We start from the raw sequence: 22,575 nt of genomic DNA on the forward strand, positions 1-22,575 counted from the left end.
GTCTGTGAGCCATAAGATTCGCCAGAAGTTGGCTGCCATTGTGACCACGGTGGTATTTGGTTTTATCCTGTGGAAACTGCTCGAGCGCACTTTTGTACTAATCTGGGTCAATACCCCCTGGTGGGGAGCCCTGCTCATGCTGATTGTGCTATTCCTGATCATTGATTACACCATTAGCCGGGCCTTTGGGGTACGGGACTGAGGCGCAAGAACACCGCTGCCGGCTCCTTCACGAACCCCAGGGCCTCGTTGATAGCCAGCATGGGGCGGTTGATCTGGTGGTTGGAGGTGCGGATGTAGCGCACCCCGTAGCTCCGGGCAAACTCGATGGCCCGCAGCTTGAGGGCCCACGCAATGCCCTGGCGGCGGTGGCTGGCCCGTACCCCGGTAAGCCCCGTGCGCAGGGTTTGGGGCCGGTTGGATCTGAACAGCATGGTAACCCCCACCATCTTTGGGCCCTCTAGCGCCAGGAAATACCCCTCGGGCAGCAGGTTGGGGTCTTGCAGGGTGCGCTCCCGCCAGACCTCGAAGGGCCAGGGGGTGATGGGCTCGCGGCTGGGCACATCCCCGAGCAATTCGATCTCCAGTTCGTACAAAGCCTGCTGGAACGCCACCTCCTGCCAGGGCAGCTCGCCCAGGGGCCGCAGGGCGATACCAGGGGGTAAGGGGCGGATAAAGGGGTGGGCGTCGAAGTGCTGTAAATCCAGCACCGACTCCCAGCGCCGCTCCACTTCGGCAAAGCCCTGGGTCAGCAAAAAGCGGAACTCCGGCCAGTTTTCCCGCACCTGGGCCTGGAGCTCCCGAGGCTGGTGGGGGGCCAGTTGAGCCAGTAAAAATTCCCAAAGCGGCGCTTCGAGGGCCTGGGCCTCGGGGCGCAGGTGATAACGCACCTCGAGCGCCCCTGGCCTGGGGTCGTAGTAGGGGGTGGCGTACTCCAGCACCCCCACCACCTGTCCGGCTTGCTCGAGCAAAAAGCGTTCCATTATGTCGCTTTGGCCCCTGGTGCGATCCAAGTGCTTCATCTGGGCCATGTCCAGCGGCGCCTCGGGGTGGGCGGCCTCGCGCACGGCGGCAAAAGCCTGGTAGTCGGCCTCGGAAAAGTCGAAGGGGCGGATATTCATAGCAAAGTCGCCTCCACGGGGGTGAACGGAGTAGCGTTTTTGCGGGCAATCTGCCAGACCCTGCGCAACACCTCAGAACCTTTGGGGTGCAAGCCCAGGTGCCCAAAGGTGCGGCATAGACCGTGCACGTCGCGCTGCAAAATCTCGCTGGCGCGGGGGTTCTTGTCCCACTCCACCATCTGCGGAAAATCAATCACCACTGCCCGACCTTCCCACCACAGCAGGTTGAAGGCGGAGTAGTCGCCGTGCACCTTGCCGTGGGCCAGCATCAATCCCAGGATTTGGATGGCTTGCTCGAGGGCATCCTGGGCTTCTGCCTGGCTTAACCCGGCCTCGCTCAGGCGGGGGGCGGGGCCCTCACCATCGCCGATGAACTCCATCAAGATCACGTTGCCGGCATGGGCCACCGGCTTGGGTACGGCGAGGCCGGCTTGGTGAAGGGCGTGGAGTTGGCGGTACTCTTCTTCCACCCACAGGATGTTTTGCGCGCGCACGCCAAACTGGCTGCGCTGGTCAATGGCTTTCTCCACCTGTTTGTCGCTGATGTAGCGGCCCTGGCGGTAGAGGGCATCGTTTTTGAAGCTGCGTACCCGGCTGTCCACGTAGAGCTTGGCCGCCAGCAGGGGAAAATCTTCAACCGCGCCCTCGCCTTCCTGGGGGAAGGGGGCGGGTGGATGGGGGCCAACCAGGGGTGTTGTTTTGGCCGAGGCCCGTACCACATACAGGGTGGCTTCCTTGCCGCTGCGCAGTTGCCACAGCAACTCGCTGAAGTATTCCTTCTCGTACAGCTCCTGCAGGCCGGGGTCGCCGAAGGTGCGGCCCTGTGCCTGGCCGGACTCGAGCAATTTCTTGACGGTCTGGCGGCGGGGCGGCTTGCGGGCTTTGCGATGGGCACGGTCGGCGAAATATTCCCGGCCATCGGCTTCGTCGGAAAGCCAGTCGTAACCGGAGGCTTCCAGCTCTTCCTCGAGCCAGGAGGTGGCCGGGGGCCGGTTGGGGTTGTTGACAGACATTAGAACCTCAGCAATACCAATCAAAGGGGGCTTGGGTTGGAATAGAGAACGGGTTGGATTTTGAATCATTCCCATCGCACACTCCTTTCGTAAGACCACAAGAAAGCTGGGGGCTTTAGGTTTGCCCCCAGCTTGGGTATACGTTGGCGCTTATGGCATTAACGTAACCGCTCGGCGGCAAACCACGGATGCGACTCCAAGGGCAGACAGAAAGTGGGAGATCATCATCATGGGTTCACCTCCTTTGCAATGCTCGTTCTACTCCCAGGAGTGTAGCACATGGCACACTAGCCCCGCAAGGCGGGTTTGTTTTTTGTTCTCCCACAAGGGAAGTGCGCAGGACATAGGAGGACCGGGTTCTGGGTGCTTGATGCCGTCTTCATTCAATCTTCGATGGTTGCTTGGCCCAACCAAGGCTCCGTAACGCTTTCCTGGCAAAATTGGTGCAAATATCCGCTGTTTTAGGTGTTTACAAGCTAACCTCGAGGTGTTGTGGAACTCGCAGGGGTGCTCATCTCCATCATTTGTACAACCTTGCTGATAGCAGCCCATAGTGGTCGGGAGCGCTGGGGAATAACACCATTCACCATGCTGGCCTCGACCATGGGTCTTATAGCGTTCTCGAGCGCTTTTTTTATGGATGTGTTGGGGCTTTACTCTGGCTTGTTGTTCACATTACAGGTAGGGCTTTTGCTGCTTGCTGCGCTGGATGGCGAAAAACGCTGGCGGAGCACCCTGGCGGGCTTGTTGCTAATCAACGTGCTGGCCCTGGGTTTGCACACCTTGTTGCGTTTGCTGGACGTACCGGCTGTCCAGGTGGCCCAGGCCACAAGCACCGTCAACCTCCGCATGGGGGCGCAGGGGTTGGCCCTGCTGCTGGGGGGGCTGGTGGTCTGGTGGCTTTACCCCAGGCTGGTGGTGCGGAACCGGATACAGGCCCTGGTGGTAGCGCTGGGGGTCTTAAGCCTGCTCAATATCGGGCTCTTGTTCCTGTTGGCCCGCGAGGGGCTGGGAGAACTGGTGGCCGGCTTTTTGTTGCAGGCGGTGTTGACCGGGCCTTTGCTGGGGCTTTATCTGGAGGGATCTCGCCGCCAGATGCACACCAGACCCATCGAGACGGCCTACACAGCCCTCCTGAGTACCGTGGAAGCTTTGGCCAGGGGTTCTGAAGAGGAGCTCTGGCCCCGCCTGCTGGAATCGGCGGTGCGGGTGGTGCCAGGCGCCCAGGCCGGCAGCATTCGTCTGCGCCAGGGTTCAGATTTTGTCTTTGTGGCTCAGAAAGGCTTTGGCGAGGGCATCCTGGGGGTGCGTAGCAGCGAGTTAGAGGTCATAACCTGGCACGGCAACCCGGCAGCCTGGCGGCAGGGCCAACCCCGCATTGCCAACCATGCCGACATTCAGCGCATTTATGCGGCTCACCAGGAGAACGAGCGACTGGCCAGCCAGCTCAACCAGGCCAGCCAGGATCTGGTGGCTCGCATTCGCTCCACCCTTTGTATGCCCATCTTGCTGGGAGGCGAGGTGGTGGCCGAGATCAATCTGGACGCCTTCCGGGATCGGGCTTTTAGCGAGCAGTCGGTGGAAGTGGCTCGCCAGTACGCTTTGCAGGTTACGGTGTTGCTGGCGGCCCACCGCCAGCAGGCCGAGCTCGAGGCCCGCATCCACGAGTTTGAAGTGATCGAGGCCCTCAGCGCAGCCTTGCGGGGCCTGAAGGGTACCGGCGAGATAACCAAGCGGCTGGTACGCGAGACCATCCGCCTGATGAACTCAGAACACGCGGCGCTGCTCCTAATTGAGCCGGACGGCAAACACCTGCGCTGCTATGCGGCGGCGGGCTTTTTCCTGGAGATCAAAGACGTGCTGGTACCCCAGGGCCAGGGTCTTAGCTGGGCAGCGGTGGAAAGCCGGGCGCCTGTCTGGAGCCAGCAAGCCCATCTCGACAAGCGGGCCTTTGGTCCATTCAAAACACCCCGTCCGCCCTACTCGGAAATCGTGATGCCATTGTTCAGCTCCAAAGGACATCCCCTGGGAGTGCTGATTTCCGCTCGCAACGGTGCATACGCCTACCTGGATCGGGATTTGCGCTTGATGCAGGTTATTGCCAACATCGCCGCCAACACCTTGGAGCGGGTACGGGCCAACGAGAGCCTCGAGGCCGAGATTGCTGAAAAAACTGCCCTGCTGGAGCTATCGCAGATGCTGGGTGGCAACGACGCCTCACTCCTGCCGTTGGCGTTGGACAAAATTCGCAGCATGGCCCAGGCCGATGCCGTAGCCCTGGGTATCCTGGAGGGAGATGCCTTTCGCATCCGCTCGGTGGCCGGACACCTTAGGTCGGAAGCTATGCATCTTCTGCACACTCCCATTCCGCGTGAGCATCCCTTGGTACGCCTGGTGCAGCAAAAGGAGGTGTTTCATGTCGGCGATACGCTCAGCCACCCGTTGCTGAAGGTCTATGCCGAGGTGGGTATAAGGGGCCTTTACCTGATTGAGGTGGTGCGCGATCCGGAGCTCCAGGCCGGGCTGGCTTTTTTTCGCCTCGAGCCCAGCCAGGGTTGGAATGCCTCGGAAAATCGCTTGCTCAAGGGGGCCGCTCAGATTCTGGGAGCTTTGCTCTTGCGCCTGGAGCGCACCCGGCAGCTCGAGGCCGCCTACGATGGGGCCTTGCGGGCCATTGGTCTGGCCTTGGAGGCCCGCGACCGCGAAACCGCCGGCCACACCGACCGGGTGGCGGCTATGGCCGAGCAGTTGGGCCGTGCCTTAGGCATGAGCGAGACTGAGTTGCGCGATTTGCGCTGGGGGGCCTATCTGCACGATGTGGGCAAGCTCACCATCCCCGATGCCATCCTGCTCAAACCGGGCAAGCTCACCCCGGAAGAGTTCAGTACCATGAAAACCCATGCCCCTTTGGGTGATGACCTGGTACGCAACCTGCCCTTTGTACCACCTGCGGCCCGTCAGGTGGTGCGCCACCACCACGAACGCTGGGATGGGCGCGGCTACCCGGATGGTCTGGCCGCCGAACACATTCCGCTACCGGCCCGCATTTTTGCCATCTGCGATGTGTTTGATGCGCTTTGCTCCGAGCGGCCTTACAAAGCCGCCATGCCGCCCGAAATGGCGGCCCAGGAGCTATGCCGCAGCGTCCACCACGGCCATCTGGATCGCCATCTGGTGGAGGTTTTCCTCAGAATCCAGGGGTTGGAAGACGCCATGCGGGTCTCCCAGGCTGCCGACTGATGGGGGTGGGTTGCCCAGGGGAAAGCCCCAGCGTTATCGACATTACGCTCCACACGGCTTTTTGCGCTATGATGGGGTTCAATGGTCGAATTTTCACGAGATTTGTTGGGTCTGGAGCAGCGCATCGTAATGGTGACGGGGGCCGGGCGGGGCTTTGGGCGTTCGGTGGCCCGCTCCTATGCCCGCAATGGAGCCACGGTCATCACCGTAGACCCCGATGTGGAAATGGCCACCGCGATTGCCTCCGAGGTCGAGCAGTTGGGGGCTACGGCCATTCCCATCCGAGGGGATATGTCGGTGGTGCTCGACGTGATGAATACCTTCGAGAAAATCGAAGAGCTGTTTGGGATGCTCGACGGGATTGTGCACGTCACCAGCGCCGAGAGCAAAACCCCCTTTGTGGAGCTCCTGGAGGGGGAGTGGTACGACCTGCTCAATGCCGACGTGAAGTCCAGCCTGTACGTATTGCAGCAGGGCCTTCGCTACCTGAGCGGCGGGGGCTTTGTAACGCTGGTATTGCCCCCCTTGCAACGAGAGCAGCCCCATGTGGCGGCGATTCGCGGGGCGGTGGCCGGTTTGATTGAAGGGGCCACCCGCATTTTCCCCACCAACGTGCGGGTTAATGGGGTCATCCCCAGCCGCGATCCCGTAGGCGAGGAGCACGACCGATCCCTGGTGCGGGTGGCGGTGGCCCTGGGCTCGATGGTTTCGGAGGGGGTACGGGGCCAGCTTTTAGAGGTTTTGCTCCCCGAACCGCCGCACCAGCCGGAAATCTATGACCTGCTGAGGGAACTACCGTGAAAGGAATTTCAAAGGCCTGGCAGGTGATAATTATTTGGCCTTCGACCTTCGTCCTTAGACTCTCGACCGTTTTATGAACTGCCCATTTTGTGGAAACCCCGATAGCCGCGTGCTGGATTCCCGTCCTTCCGACGAGGGTTCGGTCATTCGCCGCCGCCGGGAGTGCCCTGCCTGTAAACGTCGCTTTACCACCTACGAGCGGGCCCAGGTGGAGCCCTTGCTGGTTATTAAGCGCTCCGGGCGCAAGGAGACCTTCGACCCCAACAAACTGCTGCGCGGCCTGAGCCTGGCCGCCCAGAAGCGCCCCATTGACCCCGAGGTCTTGCAGGAGTTTGCCTTTGGCTTCGAGGACACGGTCAAGGAAATGGAGATTACCTCCGAGGAAATCGGGCTGCGTTCCTTGGCTTTTTTGAAGGAGTTAGACCCGGTGGCCTATATCCGCTTCGCCTCGGTCTACCGCGAGTTTGACAGCCTGGAAAACTTTATCGAGGAAGTGCGCAAGCTTGACCGTAAACCTGGCAAGGGTAAGAAAGCGCAAAAGATGGAAGAGGAGGACGAACTCAATCTGGCAGACGAGGTCAAACTGGGAACGGTTTGAACAAATCGCGGTTCCCACCAATACGACGCACACGGAGCGTCGTACTGTAGTCGTTACGGCAAAAACCGCCGTACCGACTATTCGTGGGAGGCCGCTCTGGAAGCAGTAAGCGAGTCTTGCAAGGGCCGCAAAAGGCGGTTGATTTTGTTCAGGTACGCTCATCCCTTCGGTCATGGGATATGATTTGCGCTGTCTGTGCGGGGCCGACCCGCCACCGTATTCCACAAGCAGGCCGGAGGATGTTAGGAATGGCAAACCAGTTCGACGCAAACCGACCCCTGCGGGTCGCGGTCATCGGTTCGGGGCCTTCGGGCATTTATGCTGCCGAAGCCCTGATCAAGCAGAGCGAAACCCCTGTCTCGGTAGATGTGTTTGACCGACTGCCCACCCCCTATGGGCTGGTGCGCTATGGGGTGGCTCCCGACCACCAGACCATTAAGTCGGTCACCAAGGTGATGCAGAAGGTGTTGCAAGACCCCCGGGTGCGCTTTTGGGGCAATGTCGAGTTTGGTCGCGACCTGACCCTGGGTGACCTGCGTCGGCATTACGATGCGGTGGTGTATACGGTGGGGGCCTCGAGCGACCGCCATCTGGGCATCCCCGGCGAAGACCTGCCGGGGAGCCTCTCGGCCACCGAGTTTGTGGCCTGGTACAACGGCCACCCCGACTACCAGAACCTGCCCATTCGCCTCGACATGCGCGGGGTAGCGGTGGTGGGGATGGGCAACGTGGCGGTAGATGTGACCCGCATCCTGGCCAAGTCGGCAGATGAATTGCGCACCACCGACATCGCCGACCACGCCCTGCCGGTGCTGGCCCAGAGCCAGGTTACCGACATCTACATGCTGGGCCGCCGGGGCCCGGCCCAGGCCAAGTTCACCACCAAGGAGCTACGCGAACTAGGCGAGCTGCACAACGCCGATATTGTGGTCAGGCCGGAGGAACTCGAGCTCGACGAAAAAAGTGCCGCCTCCATTGCGGGCGAACCTGCCCTTCAGAAGAACCTGGAAATTCTGCGAGAGTTTGCGGCTAGGCCGCTTACGGGCAAGCCCCGTCGGGTGCACATCCGCTTTTTGGTCTCGCCGGTGGCGATTCTGGGCGAGGGCCGAGTGCAGAAGATTCGCCTGGAGAAAAACTGCCTGGACGAAAACCTGAACGCGGTGGGTACGGGGGTGTTCGAGGAGCTCGAGGTGGGGATGGTGCTGCGCTCGGTGGGCTACAAGGGCGTGCCCCTGCCTGAGGTGCCCTTCGACAGCCGCAAAGGGGTTATTCCCAACCAGGCCGGGCGGGTGCTGCGCGAAGGCCAGGTGGCGGCAGGGGAATACACGGCGGGCTGGATCAAGCGCGGCCCCAGTGGGGTGATTGGTACCAACAAAGCCTGCGCTACCGAGACGGTAAAACTGTTGCTGGAGGATGCCCCCCACCTGTCGCTGGCCCCTGACCCCGACCCCGAGGCCATCCCGCGGCTCCTCAGGGAGCGGGGGGTGCACTACGTGACCCTCGAGCACTGGCTGCGCCTGGACGCCCACGAAACCGCGCTGGGACAAGCCCAGGGCCGGCCACGGGTCAAGGTGACCAGTGTGGAGAAGATGCTCGAGGTGGTGGGCTGAAAGCCGATAGCCGATGGCCCGCTATTTGACCGAAGCCGATGGGGTATTGAAGGGCCTTTACCGCCGGAGTCGGCTGGTCCAGCGGTAGGCGGTGGCCATCGCCCGGCGAAGGGTTTCCCGGTCGGGTGGGGCTGCCAAGAGCCGCTCGAGCTCGGCCTCGGTAATGGGCTCGAGCGGTCTGGCGGTAGGCTCTTCTCCGGCAAAACGCAAGGCCATTCCCTCGGCTTTCCAGCGCGGCCAGCCCGCGGGCTGGGCCAGGTGAAAGAGTTCGTGGCGCAGGGTGCCTTCCAGGGTTCCCCGCTCCAAAAGAATCCGCAGGCGCTGGGTGTCAATCTGGTGCGTACTGCGATTAGCGGCGGCCAGTACAAACCACGGCAGCCGTGTCGAGGCGGTGTAGGACGCCAGGCTGGGGTGGATGACCACCCGAACTTGCGGCGGTAATGAATAACCGGCAGTCTGTAAATCCCGGCGGGCCTTTTGCAAAACCCGGAAGACCTCACTTAGGTGCCGTGTGTCGGCGTTTTGGGCCCACCGCACCACAAAACCCGGGGCCTGTGCGCTCTTCCAGGCCTGCGCCCCGGCGGGGGAGATGAAGGCCAGCGCCAGCACCAACAGGTAAGGGAAAAAAAAGAGCGTCTGGGAGAAGCGAGGGTGCATAAGCCTTTTTCTCCCCGCTCCATTACTCCCTTACCTGCACCTGCCGCACCGTGCCCACCCCCCGCACCTCCGGCTCGTACATCATCCAGGCCAGGGTCGGTAGCGCAGTGAAACTGCCGGGGGTCTCGGCCCGTAGGACGTAGGTAAAGGTCACGGGGCCACTCAAGTAGCTAAAGAAGAACTCCACCTGCCGGTCGCGGATCTCCCGTCCGTCAAACCAGTAGTTCCAGCCGTAGTAGTCGTCGCCAAAGCGCGAGCGCACCCCGGCAATGCGGAAGGAGTCGTCGTTTTCCACCACAGCCAGGCCTGCCGGGGTAGGCTCCTCCACCACCACATAGCGCACCGCGCCTTGCTCGGGGCGCACCGTCAGGGTCACGACCACCAGCTCGCCCACCTTGAGCGGGCCACTGAGCGGGCTGCGGTCGTAGACAAAGCGCTCGGCCTTGGTGTCGTAGCGGGGGGTGAGTTTCTCGTAGGTGCGGGCCACCCGCAGGCCTTTGGCCTCGGGTTGCAGGTAGGCCCGCTCCTCGAAGTAGCCCACACTGCCGCTCAGGTATAGCCGGTTATTGCTAATAACCTCTACTTCGTTTGCGCCCACCCGCAAGCCTTCCAGGGCCAGCTCGGCGCCTTTGGCCGGAACCCTGAGGGTCTGGGTTTGCCCGTTGACCGAGACCTGCACCTCCTGCTCGCCGGGTTGCTCACCGGAGGCTTTGGCCAGGGCCAGCGCGGCCACCACCACGGCGGCGGTGTCCTTGGTGGAGATCCAGCGGGCGCCTTTGCGCTCCTGCATCAGCCAGTTCACAATTTTTGCAATGGCCGGGTGGTTTGGGCGCAGTTTGGCCAGGGCTTCCAGACCCCGGGCGGTGGCCTCGAGGCGGTCGTCGTTCCAGGCAAAGCGCGGGGCCCGCACCTCCCAGTAGGCGCTGCGCTCGCGTTCGGTCAGCTTGGTCAGCAGGCCATCCAGGGCCCGCTCGGCCTGGGTTCGGTTGCCGTTCTGCTGGTAGGCCAGCACGATTAGCGCGTGGCCATAGGGGGTGAGGTCGCGTCGGGTCAGGTAATCTTGCAGGTAGCCCAGATCCAAAGGCTGGACAGACTGGAAAGCGGTGCGATTGAGCAGGGGACGACCCGCTTGTAATACGCCCGGTCGCCAGCCCTGGGGCATGTAGCGGGGCCCGGCCAGGGCAAAGGCATAGGCGGCGTAGGCCACTGCGTCGGCGGCGTAGGTGCTGGCGTCGGGCCGGTTCAGGGTTTTGAGCAGGTACTGTACACCCCTCCTGAGCGCGTCTTCGCGTACCCGATAACCGGCCTGCTGGGCCTGCAACAGCCCCGAAAGCACATACGAAGAGATATAGACCGAGGAGGCGTCGTTTTGCCAGAAGCCCCAGCCGCCGTCCTCGTGCTGGAAGTCGTAGAGGCGCTTGAGCCCGGCGGCCACAAAGTCGTCGAGGTTCGCGGCCAGGTTTTCAGGCAACTGGGCGAAGTCGCCTGCCTGCTTGGCCAGCACGCTGGGCAGGAAGCGGCTCATGGTTTGCTCGGAGCAGCCGTAGGGGTAACCGGCCAGATACCCCAGGGCCGGGGTGACGGCAGCGGCCAGCGAGGGGGTCAGGTAGAGCTTGCCCTGGGTCTGGCTGAGGTCGGTGCTGGGCGGCAGGGTAAACTTCCAGCGCTCGCCCGACTGAGAGGCCCAGCCCAGCTCTTCCTTGAGCCCTTTGGGGAAGATGGAGAGCCGGGTGCGCAGGGCGTCTGAAGCGGCGGGGGTGAGGGCCGAGGCCTGCAGGGTGACGGTACCGCTCTGGTCGGCCCGCACCCGGTAGCCGGCAGCCGCCCGGCCTCCGGCGGGAAGCTGGGCCAGGGTGGTGGGGGGGGTGAGCAGACTGATGTTGGTGGCCTCGAGGCGCAGCTGGCCCGCCTGGTTTTCTGCCAGGTTGTTCTGTCCAATCACCCGCAAGGTGGCCTCGTCGCCCCGAACCAGGAAGCGCGGGGTGCTGAGGCGGGCAATCACCGGCAGGGTGGTGGTGACGGTCTGGGTGGCCTGCCCCACGGTATCCGAGAGCGAGATGGCCCTGGCGGTCAGGCGCCACTGGGTCAGGTTGTCGGGAAAGCGAGCTTCCACGGTGGCCTCGCCCTGTTCGTTGGTCTCCACACTGGGCAGCCACAGGATGGTATCGCGGAAGTCTTCGCGTACCCTGGGCTGGGCCAGGGCCTCTTTGGACTGCCCGAAGACAGCCTTGTCCATGGGGGCCCGGGCTGCCGTGCTATAAGCAGGCGCCACGTTGCCAAAGTAGTAGCCCCCTGCGGTTTGGGTGCCCACCACATTGCTTTTCAGGCCCCAGAAGAAGCCGCGTATGTCCGGGGATTTCTCGGGGCGCACCAGGTAGATGGCCTCGTCTACCAGCCCCACCGTCACCTGGCTTTTCACCGGGCGGCCCTGGGGGTCGGCTACTTTGAGCCGGTAGGTCGCGGTCTCGCCGGGCTTGTAGGTGGTTTTGTCCGAAGTGATGGCCACATTCAGGAATTTCTCACTTGGGGGAAGTAAAAAGCCCGCCACCTCGCTGTAGTACTCCCCCTGGCCCAGGATGGTGACCGAGAGGTAGCCGTTGGGGGCCATCTGGGGGGTGAGCTTTAGTTCGTAGGTAAAGGTGGAGCCCTGGAAGCGTACAATCTCCGGCTTGGCAATGCGCTCGCCTTCCAGGTTCACCAGGGCCCAGCCGTCCGAAACCGGCGACTGCACCACGAAGCGGGCCGTCTCGCCCACCCTGTACTCGGGCTTGTCCACGGTAATCTTCAGGCTCTTGTAGTCCCAGAACCAGTACGAACCATCCGAGACCCAGACCCAGTCCAGGGCCTGGGTGGCCCGCCCGGCCCCGTCGCGGGCCTCCACCGTAAGGGCATAGGAGCCTTGTTTGGGCAGTTTGAGGCGTACCGTGGCCTGGCCCCTGGCGTCGGTGCGCCCTTGTACGCGCAGGGTGCGCTCGCGCTGCTCGCCCTGGCCCCGCACCCAGTAGGCGCGGCTGGCGGTCACGGTAAAGGGCACCGAGACAGGGTTACCCTCCAGGTCTTCGGCCCGCACGGTGGCGGTCAGGGTGTCGTTGGTCTGGTAGGCGTACTGGTCGGTCTGGATGTCCAGCACAATCCCCGAGCGGTAGGCGGTGATGAACCCCGTTCCGCCGATCTCCCGCCCGGCTTCGTCGGTCACGCCGGCCTCGAGGGTCAGGCGGTAGTCTTCCTCTCCCGGCTTGAGGGGTACCTCCACCACCAGCTCGCCCTGGGCATTGAGCCGGCCCTCACCCCGCTCGATGATCTTGCCCTCGTAGGTGTCTTCGTAGCCCTCGTTCTGGTAGAAGCCGTAGCTCGAGACATACCCAAAGCGATAGTAGGGTCGCTGAAGGATGGAGTAGCTCACCCTGCCACCCGAGACCGGCCCCCCAAACAGGTACTCCCCTTTCACCACAAAGCGGGCTTTCTCCCCCTGTACCGCTACCTTTTGGGCCGCTTCGACCGTTACCCTGTACTCGGGCTTGACAAACTCCTGCACCTCGAACTCGCCCGTATGCTCTTCGTCCCCCAGCCGGGCCACAAGCGTATACCCGCCCAGCCGGGCATCCAGCCCGATGCGAAACTGCCCGCTAAAGCTGCCGTAGGCGTCGGTGGTGAAGCGGCTCGAGAACACTTCGTTATCGTCGTAGTCGCGTACTTCCACCTCTACCGGCTGGCCTGCCACCGGCTTGAGACCGCTCGCGCTGCGGGCCGTCCCTTTGAAAAACACCGTGTGGCCGGGGCGGTAGACGGGGCGGTCGGTAATGAGATAAACCCGGTTTTGCTCCTGGTTCCAGCTTTGCCAGTAGGCGCTGCTGAAAGCCCAGGAGGCGCCCGAGCGGGCCGCCACGAAAAGGTTTTCGCTGCTGTTCAGGTCGCTCTGGAAATAGGCCAGCCCGCCCTCGGCCCGCACCTGCCGGACGAGGCGCTTGTCCCTGGAGACAAAAATCTGCGCTGTGCGGGGCTGCCCATTGCTGAGGCTGGCGGTGTAGACCAGCATTCTCTGCGGGTCAGACTTAACCAGCAGCCCCAGGTTGGTGACCAGCACCAGCGTAGCCGAGCTAGGGCGTGGGGTGCCAATCTGGACCAGGTACAACCCTTCGGGCAAGCGCCCCAGGCTCACCTCACCATAGGGCCGGTTTGCAGTGCGAAAGACCGGTATGCTCTGCACCGGCGACAACCTGAGCTCGCCGGTACGCTCAAAACCGCGCGGCCCCCCTAGCTCCACCACCTTTTCGGGGTTCCCAATCCGTAGGACGCGAACCTGGCTGCTGCCGCCCCCCGGCAGGTAATACTCCACCCGCACCTGCTGAGTGGGACTAAAGGTGCCGCCCCCATATAGCTGCGGCTCCTGGCGCTGGGCCGAGCCCGGTATCAAGCCGATCAAGACCAGCCCCAGCAACCCCGTTCCTGCCTGCCAAAAACGTTTCCAATCCTGCGAATATTTGCGCATAACACCTCACCTGGATGCGATTTGTGGACTTTTGCCTACCATTGTTGCAGCTCCTCGGGCGGTGGTTCGGCAGGCTGAGCAAGTGCGGACTGGGCAGGGGGTCTCATGGAACCTCCGGGCAAGAGCTAGTTGCTCACGATCTTCCAGCGATAAAAACCCAAAAAGTAGGGATTATCGGGCCTGGGATGCCAGTATTTCTGGGGGTGCTGGTTCAGGGTTTGCAGGCTCACCAGCCGTACCTCCCCGCCCTGGGAGGGGGCATAGCCGGTGTGGTAGACCACCAGGCCGTTTCCCAGGTAGACCATGCTGTGATAAGCCGAGCCCTTGGCCAGCGGATGCACGAAAAACAAGAGGTCGCCGCGCCGGGCCTTGTCCGGGGTGCGGCCCAGAAGGACGCTCGAGTACCGCATCAGGTACACGGCGCTGGCCCAGCTAACCAGGCGGCCTGCCTGCACATCGTTGGGGCGGTAGGCCCCCGGTTCAATGCGGAAGACCGCCCGGCCAATCTGCGGCAAAGGGTAAGCGCTCAGGGGCGGGACCTGCACCTTAGGCAGGTAGGGAAACTTCTGGAACCAGGCCGTCGTCTTGGGCTTCAGGGCCTCGAAAAAGGCAAAGCGCAGCAGGCCAGCGCAGTCCTGCTCCTGGGGTAGCCAGGCGGGCGAGGGGGCGGTGAACTGGGCCTCAGCAATGGCGGCAAACCACTCCAAAAACGCCTCGCGCTCGGCGGCACCGTGGAGCTCGGCAATGTCGGGATAGCCGTCCTGGTCGAGGTCGGCCAGGTTGGGCCGGGCTGGGCCGAGGGGCGCGGCCAGCGCCAAACCACAAAGCCCCAAAGCCACCCACCCCAGGCGTCGCCCCACCCACCGCATGCTGGCCGCTTGCATACTCGTTTCGATTGTAGCGCGATCTAAGGTAAGCTGGGGCAGATTCGTCGACTCGTTACCGTTAGGTAGCGAATCAACCCGAGCGAAGTTACCCGCGCAGCAGAGGGCGATACCGCCCCTGGGTTTTTGTTTTGTAAACTGTCTTTGTGAATCCGGTATAAAGACTAACTCAGGTGGGTGTAGAAAGCCATGAATGAATGGAGTGGGCTCTGGCTGGGATGGGGCGGTTTCAGTCTGCTGGGCCTGCTCTGGGCGGAGTGGCAGCGGCGACGTGCTTTGCGGGCTCTCTTCAAGGTGCTTTGCTCGCTGGGGTTCTTGTTCTTCGCCCTCAGCCTGGGCCTGGCAAGTTTGTTCGCACAGCTTGTTTTTGCGGGGTTGCTGCTTTCGGCGGTCGGAGACGTGCTTTTGCTCTTCAGGTCGAACCGGGCCTTTCTGGCCGGTCTGCTGGCCTTTTTGCTGGCCCACCTGGCCTATGTGGGGGCCTTCGTGCAGGTGGGTTCGCCGAGCCTGGGGGGCCTGCTGCTGGTCTTGCTGGGGGGGTATTTCTGGCTGCGCTGGCTGTGGCCGCACCTGGCAGGCTGGCGGGGGCCGGTAATGGCCTATGGTCTCGTCATCAGCCTGATGCTTTGGGTGGGTCTGGGAGTGCCAAAGCCCCAGGTCTGGCTGGGGGCGCTGCTTTTTTACCTGTCCGACCTGTTTGTGGCCCGGGAGCGCTTTGTGGTGCAAGAACCCCTGAACCCTTTGCTGGGGCTGCCGCTGTACTACGTGGCCCAGTACTTGCTGGCCGGGGCGGTGCGGTAAAAAACCTTCCGTTGCCTCAAACCAGCCACAGCACGCCATATGGCGGAATCTGCCCGGAAAAGTATTTCCCACTGATCAGGTCGCGCCCCACGCGGTTGATGGGCTGGGGTTTTGGGGTCACGTTGATATAGCAGCCCACCTGCCGGTCGCGGTAGCCCCGGATGATGCGCAGCACTTCCCTGGACTCCATCACCACCTGGGGGGCGCCCGGGTGAAAGGCCGGGTGGGAGGCCCGCACCTTGATCAGGTGGGTCATGCGCTGAAGGATTTTGTACGCGCGGGTATGGGGGTTGCCTAGCAATCCCTCCAGCTCCGGGCCGGTGAACTTGTGCCGGTTGAGGCGGCGATTAATACCGCTTTCCTCCAGACCTGCATGGTCGGAGGGAGAGCCGAAGAGGCTGTGGATGTAAACCCCCGGCACGCCCTGCAGGCTGAGGAGGATGGACTGGGCAGCCAGGAAGCGGTCAATCTGGAGATCTTCGGGCTCCTCGCTGTAGGGGGGATTGAGGGCATCGAACAACGTCAGGCAGAGCTCGTAGGGCACCGGGCCCTCAGGGGTGTCTTTGTAGTTGACACGGCCCCCATGATCCAGGGCTTGTTGCACCAGGGCGGCAATTTCTTCGGGCTCTAAAAGGCCCTGGGCGGGCACCACCCCCAGCCCGTCGTGGGAGGCCAGAAAGTTGAAGAAGGTGGTTTGTTCGCTGGGGGATTCCAGGCCCGCTGCCCAGGCGGCCAGCTTGCTGGCGTCGCCGGTGCGGAAGGTGTGCAGCACCAGCGGGGGTAGGGGGAACTGGTAAACCATCTGAGCCTCGTCGCGCCCGTTGCCGAAATAAGCGATGTTGTCACGGTGCGGTACGTTGGTCTCGGTGATCAGAACCACCTGCGGCGCCACCGCGTCCAGCACCAGCCGCATCAGCTTGACGATGCGGTGGGCCCCCTCCAGGTGCATACAGGAGGTGCCGATCTCTTTCCAGATAAACCCCACCGCATCCAGCCGGATCAGCTGGGCGCCGTTTTTGACGTAGAACAAGAGCGCATCCAGTACCTCCAAAAGCACCGCAGGGTTGGCAAAGTTGAGGTCAACCTGGTCGGTGGAGAAGGTGGTCCAGACCAGCTTATCGCCGCTCCTGGTTTGGAAGGGGGTCAGCAAAGGCAGGGCTCGAGGCCGGAAGACTTTAGAGAGGTCGGTGCCGGGCTCCACCACAATGAAATAGTTTTGATACCTGGGGTCGTCGCGCAAGAAAGCCTGGAACCACGGCGACGAGGCCGAGACGTGGTTGCAGACCAGGTCGGCCATCAGGCGGAAGTCCTGGGCGATGGCCTGGATGTGTTCCCAGGAGCCCCACTCGGGTTTGACCTGCTTGAAGTCCACCACACTAAAGCCGTCGTCGGAGGTGTAGGGGTAGAAGGGCAGGATGTGCACCCCGGAGAACACCCCATGTAGGTACTGCCGCAAAAAGCGCTGCAGGGTTTGCAGGGGGGCCTCGCCGGCCTGGGTAATCTGGTCGGCGTAGGTGATCAGGACGGCGTCTTTTTCACTCCAGGGGGGCGCTGGGGTGCTTCGGGCAAGGGCAGGGTAGCGCTTTAGCAGAGCCTGGAGTTGTTCTAGTACTTCCTCACCCCGGCCCGGGTAGAGGAACTCGAGGTGGGCCTGCATTTTCTGTTGTAGGTCGGTCGTGATGGTCATGGCGGTATGAGGAGGAAGGACAAGGTGTTGAATCGCAGTTCCTATCCTACGGTGTGGGCGCAAGAACGGAGGTACAAGCCTGGTAGGGCCGCGGTTTCCGCTCTCGGGCAAGGGGCTCGACAGGCTGCTTGACGGTTAGCATGCGATTTTCGGCAAGACCGCCAGCCACCGGCTCAACGCAAGGGGCCTTCGGCCTGACCCCAGGCCAGGTAGATGGCCGCCGTCCAGGAGAACGTGCCACCCCCCAGGCCCTGTCCGGTGAGGGGGTGAAAGTACTCGCTAAAACCGGTCATCTCGCACAACTTCAGGGTGTCCTGGCGGATGCGAAGGGCCATCTCGGGGTAGCCGTAATCGGCAAAACCCAGGGCAATCAGATAGTTCACCACTGCCCAGACCGGGCCGCGCCAGTAGCGCTGGGGCTCGAAGCGGGGGCTATAGGGGTCGGTGCTGGGAACAAGGTAGCGCACCTGCCGGGCCCACCCCTCCAGGGTGCGCAGCAGGCGCAGGGCCCTTTGCGGGCTGGACGTTCCGGCGTAGAGGGGCAGGAAAGAGGCCGAAACCCCAACCCGGATGGCCGCACCGCTACGGAGGTCGCGGTTGAAATAAAGCCCAGCTTCCTCGTCCCAGAGGCTTTCAATGCCCCGCTGGCTGGCCTCGAGCCACCCCTCAATTTCGGCCTCGTCGGCGAAGCCCAACCGGCGCGAAAGCCACAGCAGATCGCGGTTGGCCCGGTGCAGCACGCAGTCAATCAAGAGGCTCGCTACCCGGAAAGGGCATTCGCGGAGCAGGCGAAGCTGGTCGAAGCCGGCCCGCTTGTAGACCTCGAGCAAGGTCAGGAAGCGGTCGTACTCGCTCTGGTGGGGGCGCTGGGTGGGGTCCACATGGGCGGTATCGCGGCGGATGTAGGGCGGAAGGGCTGGGTCTACCTCGACCCTTGCCAGGGCTTCGTCCCAGGCCGGGCTGTTGTCGGCCCCGGTCTCCCAGGGGTGCAGCACGGTGATGAGGCCGGTATTCTCCGGGTCACGTTCGCGCTTGAACCAGCGGTGGTAGGCCAGCATCTTGGGATACAGGCTTCGGGCTTTGGCCTCGGCCTGGGCCTGGTTCTGGGCCTGCTCGAGCATCCAGCGCACAAAAGTAGCAACCACCGGCGGCTGGGTGATGGCCGAGGTGGGCGGGGTGCGGGTCACCCCCCAGCGCTCGGGGCCGGGAAAGTAGGTGGGCTCGGGCCGGTGGAAGACGATGTGGGGCAGCATCCCGTTCGGCCACTGCCCCAGGAAAAGGGTCTCGAGCTCCTGCCACGCCCGCCCTTCATCAAACTGCATCCAGCCCAGGGCGGTAAAGCCCGCATCCCACAGCCATTGAAAGGGATATAGCCCGGCGGTGGGGATGGTGAAGCCCCCCCGGTCGTTGGCGCGGAGTATACGCCGGGCTTCCTCGGTAAGCGATTCCTGAACCGGCATCTCTACCTCGCCTCGAGGGCCTGTCCACTGCTGGGGTCCAGCCAGCGCAGGCGATCCGGCTGGGGCTTAAGCCAGATGGTTTGCCCCGCCCTGACTGCAAAGTCGGGGGGTACGGTGGCTTTGAGGTGCTGCTGGCCAAAGTGCAGGGTCAGCAGGAGGTGGGGCCCCAGGGGCTCCACCACCAGCACCTCGGCGGGGAAGCTTTGCGGCTGCTGGACGGTAAAGGCTTCCAGATCCTCGGGCCGTACCCCCAGCAAAACCTCGGGGCCGGGCGCCGCCATGGGCAAGTCCAGGCTGAGCGAGTCGATCCGGGCCTGCCGGCCCTCCACCGGAAGTTTCAAGAAGTTCATGGGCGGGCTGCCGATAAAGCCCCCCACAAAGGTATTGGCCGGCTCCTGATAGACCTTCATGGGTTCGTCGTACTGCACCACGTAGCCGGTGTTCATCACTGCGATGCGGTCGGCCAGGCTCATGGCCTCTACCTGGTCGTGGGTGACGTACAGGGTGGTGGTGCGGCTCTCGGCCAAAAGGCGCTTGAGTTCGGCCCGCATCTCCAGGCGCAAGAGGGCGTCCAGGTTGGAGAGGGGCTCGTCCATCAAGAGCACCTCGGGTTCGACCGCCAGGGCCCGGGCCACCGCTACCCGCTGGCGCTGCCCGCCCGAGAGCTGGGCCGGGTAGCGCTCGAGCAGGTTCTCGATGTGCATCAGGTTGGCGGCCCGCTCCACGTTGGCCTTGAGTTTCTCCGGCGCGGCCTTCTGCATGCGCAGGCCAAAGGCGATGTTCTCAAACACCGTGAGGTGGGGAAAAACCGCGTAGTTCTGGAAGACCATGGCAATCTTGCGCGCGCGGGGGGGCAGCTGGCTCACATCGCGGTCGCCAATCCAGACCCGCCCCTTTTCGGCCTGCTCGAGGCCCGCAATGATGCGTAGCAGGGTGGTCTTGCCACAGCCCGAGGGCCCCAGCAACACCACAAATTCCTGGTCGCGCACCTCGAGCGAAACCCCGTTCAGGGCCTTGAACTTGCCAAAGGTTTTCTCGATGTTTTCCACTCGGATGGAAGCCATAAACCTCCTAGAGGGTCGAAAGCTGAAAAGCAGGGGGTGCAACTGTCACGGAAGGCCACTACCACCTTTCTTACCGGTTATCCCACCTCACCGGTTGGCGATGCCCCACAGGGTAAACAGGTAGCGCCGGATGACAAAGATGAAGATCAGGGCCGGCACAATCAGGAAGAAGCCCCCGGCAAAGCGAAAGGGCAAGGGGGAGTCGTTGAGCGAGGTCAGCAAGAAAGCGGGCAGGGTGCGCTCGCGCAGGGTGAGCAGGGTGGCGGCAAAGACCTCGTTCCACGAGATCACAAAAGCAAAAATGGCGGTGGCCGCCAGTCCGGGCAGGGCCAGTGGCAGCACCACCCGAAGGAAGGCCTGGATGCGGTTGCAGCCCAGGGTCCAGGCCGCTTCCTCCAGCTCCTTGGGGATGCCCAGAAACAGGCTGCTGGTCACCAGCACCGCAAAAGGCAGGGCCAGCGCGGTGTGCACCAGGGCTACCCCGAAGGCGGTGTCGTAGATGCCCACCTGGATGAATTGCACCGCCAGCGGGATGGCCAGAATGGCCAGGGGAAAAGCCCGCGTCATCAGAATCAGCAGGCGATAGGCGTCGGCGCCTGCAAAACGGTAGCGGGCCAGGGCATAGCCCGCCGGGGCCCCCAGCAGCACCGAGAAAACCAGGGTCATGGCGGCCACGGTCAGGCTGTTGCGGATGGCCTTCCAGACCCCCTCCACCCCAAAAAAGAAGGAGATGGTCTCCAGGGAAAACTGCTGCGGCAAGAGGCCCTTGGGCCAGGCAAAGACCGAAGGGCGGTCGCTAAAGGCCAGGGTGGCGATCAGAAAGATGGGAATCAGTACCCACAACACCAGCACGATCGCCAAAAACAGATAGAGCCAACGCAGGTTCATGCGGCCCCCTCCTGCTTGGAGCGCATCAGTCGCAAATAAAGTATGGTGGCGACCACCGAGATCCCCAGAATTATGACCGCATAGGCCGCCGCCACCCCCGGATTTTGATAGGCGTTGTACCAGTAGTAGGCTTCGCCAGCCAGCACCGGCAGGTTGCGCCCGCCCAGGGCGACCACCACCGCAAAGACCTCGAGGGCCAGAATGGTGCGCAGAATCAGGGCTACCTGCAGACTCGGCATTAGCAGCGGCAAAGTGACTTTCCAGAAGCGCTGCCAGGGTCTGGCGCCAAACACCTCGGCGGCCTCGCTGTACTCCTTGGGAATCAGTTGCAGGCCCGCCACCAGAATCACAAACACAATGGCCGTCGCCCGCCAGACTTCGGCCGCCACCACCGCCAGGAAAATCATCCAGGGGGTCTCGTAGCTAAGCCAGAGCTGTGGCTGTTGAATTACCCCGATGCCCTGCAAAAAGCTGTTGAGGTAACCCCGCTCGGTAAAAATGGCCAGCCACACAATACCGGCCGCCAGATCGGAAATGCCCAGCGGGATGGTCCACACATACAAGAACAAGTCCCTGCCTTTGGAGATGCCCCCCAGCAACATGGCCATCCCCAGGGCCATCACCACCTGCAAGGGCACAATCACCACGGTCAGCAGCAAGGTGTATTTGACGGCATCCTTGAAGTAGAGGTCGGCGGCCATGCGCTGGAAGTTCTCGAGCGTCCACTGCCCCCCGCTGCCCCGCACCGACAAGAGCAGGGCCTCCAGGAGCGGCCAAGCGAACAGGAACAACAAAAACAGCACGCTCGGCAAAATGAGTACGTAGGGTATGTACCGTTCACTACGCATCTGACCCTTCCTTTTTCCTCCCGAACCGGGCGCGCACTTTGGAGAGGGGCCGGTGTATTAGACCGACCCCTGCTCCTTTGGCCCAAATGGCACCTACGGCGCTTAGAGAACCGCTTTAGTTCACTGGGCAGGCCCCGCTGCTGGCCGGGTCGGGCGACCAGCAGGGCGCCCGGGTTTCGTTCATGATGCGGCGCAGGTTAGCGGCTTCGCTATCGAGCACCCGGCGAACATCTTCGTTGCGCAGCACGATGCGGGCAAAGGTGTCCTGGAAGACCTTGTTGTACTCGCCGCCTCTGGCGCCCAGGCCCACCGGCAACAGGCTGGGCAGGGCCACGTTGCTCTGGGCCTGCCGCGCGATGGCATCGGCCCCCATGCGGATGCCCTGGGGTAGGTTGTCGGGCAGGCGCACCTGGATGACCGGGAAAAAGCCGTTTTGTGCCAGGGTGGTGATCTGCACCTCGGGGCGGGTCAGGTACTCGATGGCCGCCACCGCCGCGGCCCGGTTGGGGCTGCCCTTGGGGATGGCCAGCCCGGCCAGCACCGGCATGAAGCCCCGGCCATAAGGCCCGATGGGGGCCGGGAAGGCCACAAAGTCGCCTGGTTTTTGGTTGAGCGCATCGCGCAAGCGGGCGATGTGATCCCAGGCAATCCAGACCTCGCCGGCCAGGAGGGGCTCCTGCATGAAGTCATAGCTGGTGGACTGCGGGTTTACGTGCTGCCAGAGACTCTTGAACTCGAGCCACATGCTTTCGGCTTCATCGCTTCTAAACTTGGTGACCGCGCTCTTGGTGTAGGAGGGATACAGGTACCCCTGCGTAAAGCGGTGCATCAAACCCCTGGGGCCTGCCGGGAAGCCCAGCATGCGCCGACCGGTAGCCCGCTGGATGTTGGCGGCCCACGCCTTAAGCTGGGTGTAGGTAAGGGTGTTAACGTTAGCGCCCGCCGGCAAATACTGCAAGGCCTGCCTATTGGCTACCATGATGTAGGTGGCCTGCATCCAGGGGATGTAGAGCTGGTTGCCCGTGCCCATCTTGCCCAGGTTCACAAACGATTGCGAGAACCGGCGGTCCTTGAGCTGGGCCAGCACATCGTCCACAGGATCCAGCGCACCTGCGGCAACCAGCGGGGGGAAGTCGCCGTGCAGGCCCCCAGCCAGGCCCACATTCACCCGGCCCGCCCGCACTTCGGAGAGAATGCGGCTGGTAAAGGGGGCGTTGTCCTCGGGGATGAACTCCACCCGCCCCTGGAAGTCCTTCAGGATCACCTGCCGCATGCGCTGGGCTTCCTCGATGGGGGTGAACTGGGTCGAGACAAACAATAGCGATGCCGTCTGTTGCGCCAGCACCCCGGACAGCACCAGCAGGGTGCTCAGGAGACCCAACCACAACCACTTGCTCTTCTTCATGCCTTCCTC

General features: G+C 62.9%; 17 protein-coding genes. 6 read left to right on the forward strand and 11 right to left on the reverse strand.

Annotated elements, in window-relative coordinates:
* Positions 1–4: 4 nt before the first annotated feature.
* Positions 5–202: a hypothetical protein gene (locus Mhypo_RS01905; protein ID WP_119339669.1), complete on the forward strand. Its 198-nt coding sequence runs from the start codon at positions 5–7 to the stop codon at positions 200–202.
* Here Mhypo_RS01905 and Mhypo_RS01910 read toward each other — a convergent pair.
* Together Mhypo_RS01910 and Mhypo_RS01915 are read right to left on the reverse strand one after the other, a co-directional pair.
* Complete coding sequence (locus Mhypo_RS01910) at positions 174–1,121, reverse strand: GNAT family N-acetyltransferase (RefSeq protein ID WP_119339670.1); 948 nt, start codon at positions 1,119–1,121, stop codon at positions 174–176. The two genes, Mhypo_RS01905 and Mhypo_RS01910, sit on opposite strands and share 29 nt — an antisense overlap.
* A complete protein-coding gene (locus Mhypo_RS01915; RefSeq protein ID WP_170148184.1) occupies positions 1,118–2,134 on the reverse strand; it encodes an RIO1 family regulatory kinase/ATPase domain-containing protein in 1,017 nt (338 codons plus the stop codon). The genes Mhypo_RS01910 and Mhypo_RS01915 overlap by 4 nt, the downstream gene beginning before the upstream one ends.
* Before the next feature lie 492 nt (positions 2,135–2,626).
* Between Mhypo_RS01915 and Mhypo_RS18480 the strand changes: the two genes are divergently transcribed.
* From Mhypo_RS18480 to Mhypo_RS01935, 4 genes are all read left to right on the forward strand, one after another.
* Positions 2,627–5,374 carry an HD domain-containing phosphohydrolase gene (locus Mhypo_RS18480; protein WP_240637076.1) on the forward strand — a complete coding sequence of 916 codons (2,748 nt, stop codon included), beginning with the start codon at positions 2,627–2,629 and terminating at the stop codon, positions 5,372–5,374.
* A gap of 81 nt (positions 5,375–5,455) precedes the next feature.
* Entirely contained in the window at positions 5,456–6,175 is a 720-nt protein-coding gene (locus tag Mhypo_RS01925; protein ID WP_119339673.1) for an SDR family NAD(P)-dependent oxidoreductase, read from the forward strand.
* Between the two features lie 73 nt (positions 6,176–6,248).
* Positions 6,249–6,773 carry a transcriptional regulator NrdR gene (nrdR, locus tag Mhypo_RS01930; RefSeq protein WP_119339674.1) on the forward strand — a complete coding sequence of 175 codons (525 nt, stop codon included), beginning with the start codon at positions 6,249–6,251 and terminating at the stop codon, positions 6,771–6,773.
* A gap of 248 nt (positions 6,774–7,021) precedes the next feature.
* Positions 7,022–8,383 carry an FAD-dependent oxidoreductase gene (locus Mhypo_RS01935; RefSeq protein ID WP_119339675.1) on the forward strand — a complete coding sequence of 454 codons (1,362 nt, stop codon included), beginning with the start codon at positions 7,022–7,024 and terminating at the stop codon, positions 8,381–8,383.
* Between the two features lie 57 nt (positions 8,384–8,440).
* On the opposite strand, the gene Mhypo_RS01940 is transcribed toward Mhypo_RS01935, so the two are convergent.
* The 3 genes from Mhypo_RS01940 to Mhypo_RS01950 form a co-directional block, all read right to left on the reverse strand.
* Complete coding sequence (locus Mhypo_RS01940) at positions 8,441–9,040, reverse strand: hypothetical protein (RefSeq protein ID WP_119339676.1); 600 nt, start codon at positions 9,038–9,040, stop codon at positions 8,441–8,443.
* A gap of 22 nt (positions 9,041–9,062) precedes the next feature.
* Positions 9,063–13,529 carry an alpha-2-macroglobulin family protein gene (locus tag Mhypo_RS01945; RefSeq protein WP_119339677.1) on the reverse strand — a complete coding sequence of 1,489 codons (4,467 nt, stop codon included), beginning with the start codon at positions 13,527–13,529 and terminating at the stop codon, positions 9,063–9,065.
* A gap of 125 nt (positions 13,530–13,654) precedes the next feature.
* A complete protein-coding gene (locus Mhypo_RS01950) occupies positions 13,655–14,413 on the reverse strand; it encodes a DUF1175 family protein (RefSeq protein ID WP_119339678.1) in 759 nt (252 codons plus the stop codon).
* A gap of 189 nt (positions 14,414–14,602) precedes the next feature.
* Between Mhypo_RS01950 and Mhypo_RS01955 the strand changes: the two genes are divergently transcribed.
* Positions 14,603–15,214: a lysoplasmalogenase gene (locus tag Mhypo_RS01955; protein WP_119339679.1), complete on the forward strand. Its 612-nt coding sequence runs from the start codon at positions 14,603–14,605 to the stop codon at positions 15,212–15,214.
* A gap of 16 nt (positions 15,215–15,230) precedes the next feature.
* Here Mhypo_RS01955 and Mhypo_RS18710 read toward each other — a convergent pair whose 3' ends face one another.
* From Mhypo_RS18710 to Mhypo_RS01985, 6 genes are all read right to left on the reverse strand, one after another.
* Positions 15,231–16,901, reverse strand: coding sequence for a sugar phosphorylase (locus Mhypo_RS18710; RefSeq protein ID WP_119339680.1), 1,671 nt, complete (start codon positions 16,899–16,901; stop codon positions 15,231–15,233).
* Between the two features lie 173 nt (positions 16,902–17,074).
* Entirely contained in the window at positions 17,075–18,361 is a 1,287-nt protein-coding gene (locus tag Mhypo_RS01965) for an MGH1-like glycoside hydrolase domain-containing protein (RefSeq protein WP_119339681.1), read from the reverse strand.
* 2 nt (positions 18,362–18,363) lie between these two features.
* A complete protein-coding gene (locus tag Mhypo_RS01970) occupies positions 18,364–19,425 on the reverse strand; it encodes an ABC transporter ATP-binding protein (RefSeq protein ID WP_119339682.1) in 1,062 nt (353 codons plus the stop codon).
* Positions 19,426–19,512: 87 nt separating this feature from the next.
* The gene (locus Mhypo_RS01975; protein WP_119339683.1) at positions 19,513–20,313 is read right to left on the reverse strand and encodes a carbohydrate ABC transporter permease; all 801 of its coding nucleotides are present in this window, start codon (positions 20,311–20,313) and stop codon (positions 19,513–19,515) included.
* Complete coding sequence (locus tag Mhypo_RS01980) at positions 20,310–21,161, reverse strand: carbohydrate ABC transporter permease (protein ID WP_119339684.1); 852 nt, start codon at positions 21,159–21,161, stop codon at positions 20,310–20,312. The genes Mhypo_RS01975 and Mhypo_RS01980 overlap by 4 nt, the downstream gene beginning before the upstream one ends.
* Positions 21,162–21,276: 115 nt before the next feature.
* Positions 21,277–22,566: an ABC transporter substrate-binding protein gene (locus tag Mhypo_RS01985; RefSeq protein ID WP_119339685.1), complete on the reverse strand. Its 1,290-nt coding sequence runs from the start codon at positions 22,564–22,566 to the stop codon at positions 21,277–21,279.
* Positions 22,567–22,575 lie beyond the last annotated feature (9 nt).

Source organism: Meiothermus hypogaeus, assembly GCF_003574035.1.
Lineage (GTDB): Bacteria > Deinococcota > Deinococci > Deinococcales > Thermaceae > Meiothermus > Meiothermus hypogaeus.